The 9,501-nt window shown below is 36.2% G+C and carries 10 protein-coding genes; 9 read left to right on the top strand and 1 reads right to left on the bottom strand.

Annotation, left to right across the window (positions count from 1 at the left end; all coding sequences use genetic code 11):
- Positions 1–191: hypothetical protein (locus tag LIZ98_RS01885; protein ID WP_227202921.1), on the top strand; the 191-nt coding region annotated here is incomplete at its 5' end.
- On the opposite strand, the gene LIZ98_RS01880 is transcribed toward LIZ98_RS01885, so the two are convergent.
- Positions 188–424: a hypothetical protein gene (locus tag LIZ98_RS01880; RefSeq protein WP_227202919.1), complete on the bottom strand. Its 237-nt coding sequence runs from the start codon at positions 422–424 to the stop codon at positions 188–190. The two genes, LIZ98_RS01885 and LIZ98_RS01880, sit on opposite strands and share 4 nt — an antisense overlap.
- Before the next feature lie 507 nt (positions 425–931).
- Between LIZ98_RS01880 and LIZ98_RS01875 the strand changes: the two genes are divergently transcribed.
- The 8 genes from LIZ98_RS01875 to LIZ98_RS01840 all read left to right on the top strand — a co-directional run bounded on the left by LIZ98_RS01875 (position 932) and on the right by LIZ98_RS01840 (position 9,310).
- Positions 932–2,014, top strand: a complete 1,083-nt coding sequence (locus tag LIZ98_RS01875) for a sensor histidine kinase (protein WP_227139639.1) — start codon at positions 932–934, stop codon at positions 2,012–2,014.
- Positions 2,015–2,047: 33 nt separating this feature from the next.
- Complete coding sequence (locus LIZ98_RS01870) at positions 2,048–2,677, top strand: response regulator transcription factor (protein WP_227139638.1); 630 nt, start codon at positions 2,048–2,050, stop codon at positions 2,675–2,677.
- A gap of 307 nt (positions 2,678–2,984) precedes the next feature.
- Positions 2,985–3,917: an ABC transporter ATP-binding protein gene (locus LIZ98_RS01865; protein ID WP_227092504.1), complete on the top strand. Its 933-nt coding sequence runs from the start codon at positions 2,985–2,987 to the stop codon at positions 3,915–3,917.
- A gap of 17 nt (positions 3,918–3,934) precedes the next feature.
- Entirely contained in the window at positions 3,935–5,188 is a 1,254-nt protein-coding gene (locus tag LIZ98_RS01860; RefSeq protein WP_227139637.1) for an ABC transporter permease, read from the top strand.
- Positions 5,185–6,285 (top strand): ABC transporter permease, encoded by a 1,101-nt coding sequence (locus LIZ98_RS01855; RefSeq protein WP_108897654.1) that lies wholly within the window; start codon positions 5,185–5,187, stop codon positions 6,283–6,285. The genes LIZ98_RS01860 and LIZ98_RS01855 overlap by 4 nt, the downstream gene beginning before the upstream one ends.
- Positions 6,286–6,488: 203 nt before the next feature.
- The gene (locus LIZ98_RS01850) at positions 6,489–7,469 is read left to right on the top strand and encodes an aromatic acid exporter family protein (RefSeq protein WP_227139636.1); all 981 of its coding nucleotides are present in this window, start codon (positions 6,489–6,491) and stop codon (positions 7,467–7,469) included.
- A gap of 86 nt (positions 7,470–7,555) precedes the next feature.
- Positions 7,556–7,801 carry a hypothetical protein gene (locus LIZ98_RS01845; RefSeq protein WP_034768535.1) on the top strand — a complete coding sequence of 82 codons (246 nt, stop codon included), beginning with the start codon at positions 7,556–7,558 and terminating at the stop codon, positions 7,799–7,801.
- Between the two features lie 252 nt (positions 7,802–8,053).
- The gene (locus LIZ98_RS01840; RefSeq protein ID WP_227139635.1) at positions 8,054–9,310 is read left to right on the top strand and encodes a hypothetical protein; all 1,257 of its coding nucleotides are present in this window, start codon (positions 8,054–8,056) and stop codon (positions 9,308–9,310) included.
- Positions 9,311–9,501 lie beyond the last annotated feature (191 nt).

Below are 9,501 nucleotides of genomic sequence, written 5' to 3'. Positions count from 1 at the left end.
GTCGTCGTTTTGAGCCGAGAAACCCCTTTTTTTGGCGACGAGACCATTTCTCGTCTTCGTTTTTGGGCCGGAAACTCCTTTTTTTAGCGACGAGACTCTTTCTCGTCGTCGTTTTTGGGCAGGAAACTCCTTTTTTTAGCGACGAGACTCTTTCTCGTCACCATTTTGAGGCGAAAATTGCTCGTTTTTAGCGACGAGACTCTTTCTCGTCGTCGTTTTTGCGCGGGAAACTCCTTTTTTTAGCGACGAGACTCTTTCTCGTCGTCATTTTGAGCCGAGAAACTCCTTTTTTTGGCGACGAGACCATTTCTCGTCGTCGTTTTGAGCCGAGAAACCCCTTTTTTTGGCGACGAGACCATTTCTCGTCGTCGTTTTTGGGCAGGAAACTCCTATTTTTAGCGACGAGACTCTTTCTCGTCACCATTTTGAGGCGAAAATTGCTCGTTTTTAGCGACGAGACTCTTTCTCGTTACCATTTTGAGGCGAAAATTGCTCGTTTTTAGTGACGAGACTCTTTCTCGTTACCATTTTGAGGCGAAAATTGCTCGTTTTTAGCGACGAGACTCTTTCTCGTCACCATTTTTAGGCGAAAAACGCTTGATTTTGGCGACGAGCCTGAATCTCGTCACCCTTTTGAAGTGAAAACCACTATTTTTTAGCGACGAGAGCGCTTCTCGTCCCAAATTTTGTGCGAAATAATACACCTATTGTTGTCGACAAAGCTCCATCTCGTCCCAAATTTTATGCGGATGACCCTTCTTGTGACAAGAAACTGGACTTATGTATATTTTTTCCAAGAGAACCGCTACAGCCGAACGAGAAAGCCAATTCTTTAGAGATGGGGGTTGTCAAAAAGCTGATTTGATGATTTAGAAAGCTTTTGACGGATTTTTGGTATAGTAGTAATATAAAGAAAAACTTGGAGCGTGTTATGAAAGCATTTCTTATCCGTACTTCAGTATTAATCGTACTTTGGGGTTTGTTCTTTTTTTCAGAAGGGACGGTACCATCTGTTCGATCATTATTAATTTGTGCCGCAGTCATGGCCGTGTATTTTTTTCAGAATTCTACAAAAAGACAATTTATGCTCTTCCTGTTAAATCTTTTATTATTGCTGGCCCTTTACTTTTTTACAATAAACCCGTATGTGTTGGCCTTGCTATTCTATTTTTCAGTAATGGCGATTTTTGATTTAGAAGAAAATAAATTCAAATGGTTATCGGTACTTATTTGTATATCTCTTCTTAGCTTTTTAATCATTGGCAAGCTTTCAGGAGTATGGTTTATACTTTCTCTACTATTCTACTATATTGCGAACCGGACAAACGGTCTTGCCTCGGGGCTAAAAGAGCAAAGAAAAATCTATGAAGAACTGCTGGGAGAGTATCGCCGCTTAAAAAGGGTGGCCGCTCTTTCTGAAGAGGAGGCAAGGTTTCAAGAACGGACAAAAATTGCTCGTGAAATTCATGATTCGGTCGGACATAAGCTTACTGCACTCCTTATGCAATTGGAAATTTTATCAATGGAGAAGGGAGAAGAAGAATATAAGGAACTAAAAGACTTGGCAAAAGATTGTCTAGCGGAGACAAGATTTGCCGTGAGAACGCTCACTACCGGAGAGCTTGAAGGAATGGCCACGATTTTGCAATTGATAAAGAAATTAGAGTTGGAAAGCCATATTCTTGTTCAATTAACAACGAAGCGAGGAATTTTATCTGTTAAATTGACCAATGAGCAAAGTGTTGTTCTTTATCGTGTCATTCAAGAAGGACTAACAAATGCTATGCGTCATGCACAATCCAGGGAAGTATATGTTGAATTGGGAAGAAATGCGGTAGGTGATATTGAATTTTCCATTAAAAATAAAGTACACGAGAACAAAACGTTCCAAGAAGGTTTTGGTTTACAAAATATGCGGAGGCGGGTTGAAGAATTGGACGGTAAACTTTCAATCCAGCAAAGGGAAGGACATTTTATTGTAAAAGGAATGATTCCGGTGACAGAACAAGGATAAAAAACGGGCTTTGAGAAAAAGGAGAAGGCAAATATGTGGAACATTTTAATCGTGGAAGACCAATCTATCGTCAGGCAAGGGTTAAAATTAATGCTTGAACAGGATGGTAATATTCGCGTTGTGGCAGAAGCAAGTAACGGCCGGGAAGCTATAAAATGTGTTGAGGAACAAATGATTGATCTTGCTTTGATGGATATCCGCATGCCGGTAATGAACGGAATTGAAGCAACTCGAATCATAAAAGAACGTTTTCCACAGGTGAAAATATTAATTTTAACAACATTTAATGATGACGAGTATGCGATTCAAGCATTAAAATACGGTGCAAATGCATTTTTATTGAAAACTTCCGACAGTGAGACTTTGATTGAAGCTGTTTATAGCTGTATTCGTGGCGGGTTGCCTATTCATGAAGCAGTAGCTGCAAAAATGATGCCGCGACTTTTACACAAGGCTGAGAAAAAACTAGACATTCCCCTTTCGTCTCGTGAACTTGCCATTACCAAACTAGTCGGTGAAGGAAAAACAAATAAGGAAATTGCCGCAGAACTTTATTTATCCATTGGAACGGTGAAAAACCATATTACACAAATTCTTCAAAAATTGGAGTTGCGTGATCGCACCCAACTGGCGATTTTTGCTGTTAAAAACGACATATCATAAGGCTGCCTTACACAAGTGCTAACGTAAGCCTTATGGTCTCATAACAGTTGTCCTATTTATGCTGATAGTTATTTCACTGATAAAGTAAAAACGACATATCATAAGAGCTGCCTTACAAGGTCTCATGCACAAAGAGTTGCATCGGCCTTAAATAAAGGGTAGCTTTTATTTTTTCAATAGAAAAGTGACGTATTTTAAGCCGTTTTACAAAATGACTTAAGTCATCTTTTCCAACCTAAAAAATGACTACCGACAGTGTTGCAGTTAAAAATGTTCTTTTAAAATAAAGAAAACGGGAGGGGATTCCATGTTACAAATAATGGATTTATCAAAAAAATATAAGAACGTTCAAGCTGTTTCCGGTGTGAATATGTATTTAGAAAAAGGTGAAATAGTCGGGTTATTAGGACCAAACGGTGCAGGAAAATCAACGACAATCTCAATGCTATCTTCACTAATTACACCTTCATCCGGTGACGTTCGCTTGCATAATGAAAGTATCGTGAAACAACCTGAAAAAATTCGGCATATCCTTGGTGTTGTTCCTCAGGAAATCGCATTATATACCGATTTAACCGCTGAAGAAAATTTGCAGTTTTTTGGCAAAATCTACGGCTTACAAGGAACAACATTGAAACTGCGAATAAATGAAGTTTTGGAACAAATTGGTTTAACCGATAGAAGGAAGGATCTTGTAAAAACTTTTTCAGGCGGTATGAAAAGAAGATTGAATATAGGTGTCGCATTATTGCATACACCGGAGATGATCATTATGGATGAACCGACTGTAGGAATCGACCCGCAGTCAAGAAATTATATATTGGAAACAGTTAAACGACTCAATCGGGAGCAAGGGATGACCGTTCTTTATACGAGCCATTACATGGAGGAAGTCGAATTTTTATGTGACAGAATTTACATTATGGATCAAGGTCATATCATTGCTTCAGGAACAAAAGAAGAATTGAAAAATATTCTCTCATCGGAAAATACAATTATTATTAAAGTTGAAAGAATAAAAGATGAATTAACTCGAGTGTTAAAAGCAGATCCCCATATCAGACAAGTACAAGTTCAAGATCAAAAAATTTCAATCATCGTTCCAAAAGAAGAAAATCTATTTCAAGCGATTACCCATTACGCAGAAGAAACGAAAACAAAATTAATCTCGATAGAAGTGAAGGCACCAACGCTTGAAGATGTATTCCTTCATTTAACGGGAAGGGCACTTAGGGATTAGTGCAGGGGGTGATATTGATGATTTTTCCTTTTATAAAAAAAGATTTACTAGTAATGATAAGAAATCGCCAAGAACTATTAGTCCTTCTTTTAATGCCGATTGTCTTAATTGCAATACTAGGTTTTGCGCTTGGTGGGGTTCTTAAAGGTGATTCACCAAATATTCACGCAAAAGTAGCCATTATAAATAATGATAATGAACAGGAAGATTTACAACAATTTATAAAGGATATAGAAAATGCCGGGCTACCGACAGAAGCGGAAACGTCAATGAAGACCGGTGCACAAAGTTTATTACCCGTTGCGATATTAACAGAAGATGTTTTTGGCAGTGAGGAATTAAAAAAGTACTTTGAAGTTGAAATAATCAAACCGGAACAAGCTGAGAAGGTGAAAAAGGACGATAACTATACTGCGATTATTGAAATACCGGAAAAATTCACCTATCATCTTTTATCGAAAGTGTTTCTTGACAAATCGGCAGAAATTTCTTTGCAGCTTTATAAAAATGAAGGAAAACAAGGCACCTCGAACCTTGTTGAAGATGTTATTAGACAATTTCAAAAACAGCTTACAACGATGACGATTGTTGGAAAAAATGGCATTCAATTGGATACTGAACCGATAACCGGAACGATAGAAACGGTGTCTAAAAAAGAACCGATCAATTCGATGCAATATTACACGGTTGGAATGAGTGTTATGTTTATCATGTATGTGGCATCAAACATTAGCTCCTTTGCTTATCGTGAAAAACAGTTACACGTATTTAATCGGATTATTTTATCAAATACATCGAGATGGTCTTACTTCATCGGTATCTTTTTCTCGACGATGTTAATTGCGTTCATTCAACAATTGATTTTATACGGGGTATCTGCCCTTATTTTTCATGTATATTGGGGAGACTTAGCCGCATTTCTTGTTCTAAATTTATCATTAAGTTTTGCCATTGGTGGTGTTGCGGCACTTTTGACAGCTGTAAATTACCGAATAGACAGCGAGTCAGCATCCGGTTTTTTCAGCAGCATTCTCGTCACTTTATTTTCATTACTTGGCGGAAGTTTTACACCATTAGCGGAAGTTTCACCAATTATTGAGTTTATTGGGAATCTAACGCCGAATGGAGCAGGAATGACTGCATTATTGAAAGTGTTGCAAGGCTCCGGTATAACGGGAATTTTTGAGCATGTGTTATATTTAATCGTTTTTGGAATAGTCTTATTGTCAGTTGCCGCGTTTAGTTTTCCGAAGAGGGGGGAAGCGATATGATCAGTATTTTACAAACTAAGTTTCGTTTATTTTTCAGGAAGCCGTTACTGTTTATCGGAATGACGGCTATGAGTATGCTTTTTGCTTTTTTCATAGGTGGTTCGCAATATTCGAGAATAGCAGTCCCTATTTATACGGATATAGATCATTTTGAGACAACTGATTTATGGAAGGAGCTCAAGGATTCAAAATTATTCCAATTCACCATAGTGACGGAAGCCGAGGCGAAAAAGCAGGTAAGTGAAGGGGACCGAGGTGCAGCCGTGAAATTGATGGAAGATGGGTACGAGATTGTCATTGCCGCAAAAACATCAGACTTACCGCTGATTAGAAACTATTTACAATCCGTCTATTCCGATTTCTCAATTGAAAAACAGATCAATGAGCAAGTTGCCGACAATGAAAAAAGCAAAGAGATCATCAAACAAATAAAAAATGATAACTCTCTTTTTACTATTCATACAGATTCCTTCCGGGGAAAAGGGACGGTCATTATCGATAACCAATTACAAATTCTCTTTGGAATGTCCTTGTTTTTTGTCATTTATACGATCTCCTATAATGTGCTTCATATTTTGCAAGAAAAACTGGAGGGGGTCTGGGACCGGCTGATTTTATCCCCGTTAAAAAAATGGCAAATGTATGCAGGAAATCTTGCTTATAGTTTTTTACTTGGTTACATTCAAGTCGCTTTATTATTTTTTGTATTTCGTTATTTTGCCGGGGTAAATTTTTATGGAGGATTCGGTAAAACATTGATTGTATTAATACCATACGTATTTTCAATTGTCTCGTTATCTATGTTTCTTGTAGGTGTTGTAAAAAATATCCAGCAATTCAATGCCCTTATCCCATTGATTTCGGTCAGTATGGCAATGATTGGCGGTGCATACTGGCCGCTTGAGATTGTATCCTCACCGGTTTTATTGAAATTGGCGGATTTCATGCCGATTAAGTACGGGATGGAAGCTTTAAAAGGAGCCACCATTTATGGAGAGTCTTGGGGTGAATTGTTGCAGCCAATGAGTATTTTAATCTTAATGGGCGTTGTTTTTGTTGGAATTGGCATTAATGTAATGGAAAAGAGAAGTACTTAAATGCTTGGCTTTAACCAGTAGAAAAAAAGCAACCGGAATCATACGCTGGTTGCTTTTTTGATTTGAGGATTTATAAAGAATTTTGAACCACCGGTAAGTTCATTGGATATTGAGCCATATGTTAAAAATCTGTTATCATAGTAAAATAAAGTTTCCAAAAAACCAATCGGGAAAGACTTTTTTAATAGGAAGAAGGCGTTTGGATGACTGGGATGGGTTATCGAACATTGAAAACAGCAGTGGGTGCAGGACTTGCCATTTGGTTGGCTGATTTATTTCAATTACAATTTTCTACATTTGCCGGGATTATTGTGATTATGTGTATTGAGAGAACTAGGAAAAGGTCGTTGGAAACAATTAAAGGCAAGTTTTTTTCATGCCTGTTGTCTTTACTTCTTGGCGGATTGTTTTTAGAGGTCTTTGGTTATAATCCAATTGTTTTTTCAGTTTTTATTCTATTATTTGTTCCTTTGCTGGTCAAATTTCATATTCAAGGTGGCTTTGTCACAAGTATGGTCGTTTTCCTCCATCTCTATGCATTGAAGGAGACGAATTTTCAAATTATGCTAAATGAATTTTATATCATTTTAATTGGAATCGGGATTGCTATTTTAGTAAATAGCTACATGCCAAGTGTCAAAGAGGATATCCAGAATTTTAAAGAAGAAATTGAGCAGCGGTTCAGTGTTATCCTTTATGAGTTTTCAGCTTATTTGCGAAACCATGAGCGAAACTGGAATGGAAAAGAACTAATAGAAGCGGAAGATATTATCAATCAAGCAAAAAATATTGCTCTGAGAGATGTCGAAAATCATTTGATTCGGAAACAATATGAGGACTTATTTTATTTGGAAATGCGGGAAAGGCAATTGGAGCTGTTAAAACGAATGCTTCCGATTGTCTCATCATTGGAGCTCCAGGTAAAACAAAAGGAAATGTTTGCTGACTTTTTAGCGTTTTTGAGTAAAAATGTGCACTCCGGCGATACAACTGAACTGTCTTTGCAAAAACTGGAAGATTGTTGGGAGATGGTACGAAAAACGGAATTGCCAGCAACAAGAGAAGAGTTTGAGACGCGAGCAAACTTATTTTACTTAATGAACGAAATTGAAAACTATTTAATGATTAAAAGAAAATTATTTCATACTCGAAGTGGGATTTTGCTTAGCGATAAGAAAAGTTGAATAGGGATTAGAACAGGCATCTATGACTGGAATTTTACAGAAAATTAAATCAAGATTGAATGACATGCAAAAGGTGGATAATTAAGATGAATGCTGAAATGCAGGTAATCCTCGACCAATTGGAAGAAGAAAATTTAGGAATTCGAAAAAAAGCTATAGAAGCTTTGAAGAAATGGGAATATCAATTGGAATTGGAAGATGCGTGTTTGCTTCTGGAAAAAGCAGCCGAAATAAAACCGTTATGTGAGGATGAATGGGACAATCCATCATATGCTCTAGTTACAGCTGCTTGTATTTTTATACATGAAGATATGGTTCCGGTTATTGAATAGAACATTCTACGCTATTCACTAAGAGCAGCGATAAAAGTGTTAAGTTTTCTATTGGTTTTAAATACAGAATCAGCTATTTCCCTTTATAAGAAGACTTTTCATCAGTTTTATGACCATGTTTCGCTTGTACCGGAGTATGAGGAACGAAACCGAATCCTTGAAGAAAAGGAGCCTACTATCATATTACTTGATGTTTTGCTGGAACATCAAGTGTATTTTCATCCTTGGTATGAGTGGTGTTATCATTATTTTGTGGCAATGGGTATTGAAAAACAATACTTTAAAGCCGAGCATTACCCTCTAAATAAAGAATTTATTCACAATGAACTTGAGGAGCTTTTTGCCATTTATTTAGAAAAACACGAAATCTATACACAAGAATTGGCATATGAAGTTTGGAAGGATTCGTATTTAAAAATACGGTATAATTTAAGATTTTTATTAACGTTATATTTTTCGTTTTGCACGGATAAAGAGGCATATGCCTTACAGAACATTTTAAAATGGAAAGATAATCAGATTCGACTAATTTACATCGAATTAATGTGGAAGCGTGGTCTTGAAATAGGGATAAAAGAAATAGAGGAAATTTTAAAAAGTACAGATGGTTCACAGGAAGCCTTTATAATTATTAATGAGAATAAGCCTGAACTTTTACCAAGAGATCCCGTTTTTCAAAATTATTTTGTGACTGAAGCGGCGAGGTTTATCTTTTACAACCATGAAGATGGAATTGAAAAATTTCCGAGTGAAGTGGAAATTATGGGTTCTTTTGAATGGAAGGAATATGAATTTGATGAGAACTTGATGTACTATGTGGTTCGGTTTAAGTCCGCAGACCCTGTATTTAAAAGTAAAGGTTGGATGCGAATGTTAATAGGAGCTTATCATACAGGATCTATTCCAACCTCTTACAACCTCGTCGGACTTGACGATCATTATACAGATTTTGAAACTTGGGATAATAAAACTTTCAATGAACACGTAACTGATTTTCAAAACTTCCTTCGCGAAAAACATCAGAAGAATATTGATGAAATCTTCTATGATTATATTCCGATTTTTGACAAAAAGAATAATACAATAGCATTGATATCATTTATATCTTCGTTTTTTTTAGTATTGGTAAGTGATTGGTTTATAATTCCAGTTATCCTTGCACCAATATGGCTTTTATTAAAATATTTTCAAGCTAAAAAGATTAAAAAAAATGTGCGTACAAGAATAAGAGGTTACTATTTGGATTATTTTTGGTTTAACGAAGGGGAGTACATCGATTTACAAAGCATTGCTGAAGTAAAATTCGAAAAGAAAGTGTTGGCAAAGCAAGACAGGTTCTTATTTCTTCCGTTAAAAAAATGGCATTTTGTATTTTATGATTATGGACAAGAAGTTATTTTCAGTATACCGAGGCATTATATAGAAGCAGAATACTTTTTTCCAATCTTTAAAAGCAGAATTGCCCATTTTGTTAATAAGCCAAAAATTACTTTCGAGGAATCTGTATAATTGATGTTTGAATATAAATAGAAGTGGACGCTTAAGATGAAAGCTTAATTTTTTATACATCTTGATTCATCTTAATAACGTCCTTTTTATTATAGGCTCTTTTCTAATCTTTATAAATTTTAATGCCAAGAGATTCAGATAATATCAGGAAACTTAACAAAATTATAATAATATATAAGTAGGAATATGGG

Origin of the sequence: Caldibacillus sp. 210928-DFI.2.18, assembly GCF_020554505.1 — a bacterium.
GTDB classification, from domain to species: Bacteria; Bacillota; Bacilli; order Bacillales; family Caldibacillaceae; genus Caldifermentibacillus; species Caldifermentibacillus hisashii.
This window is presented reverse-complemented; position numbering and strand designations above follow the sequence as displayed.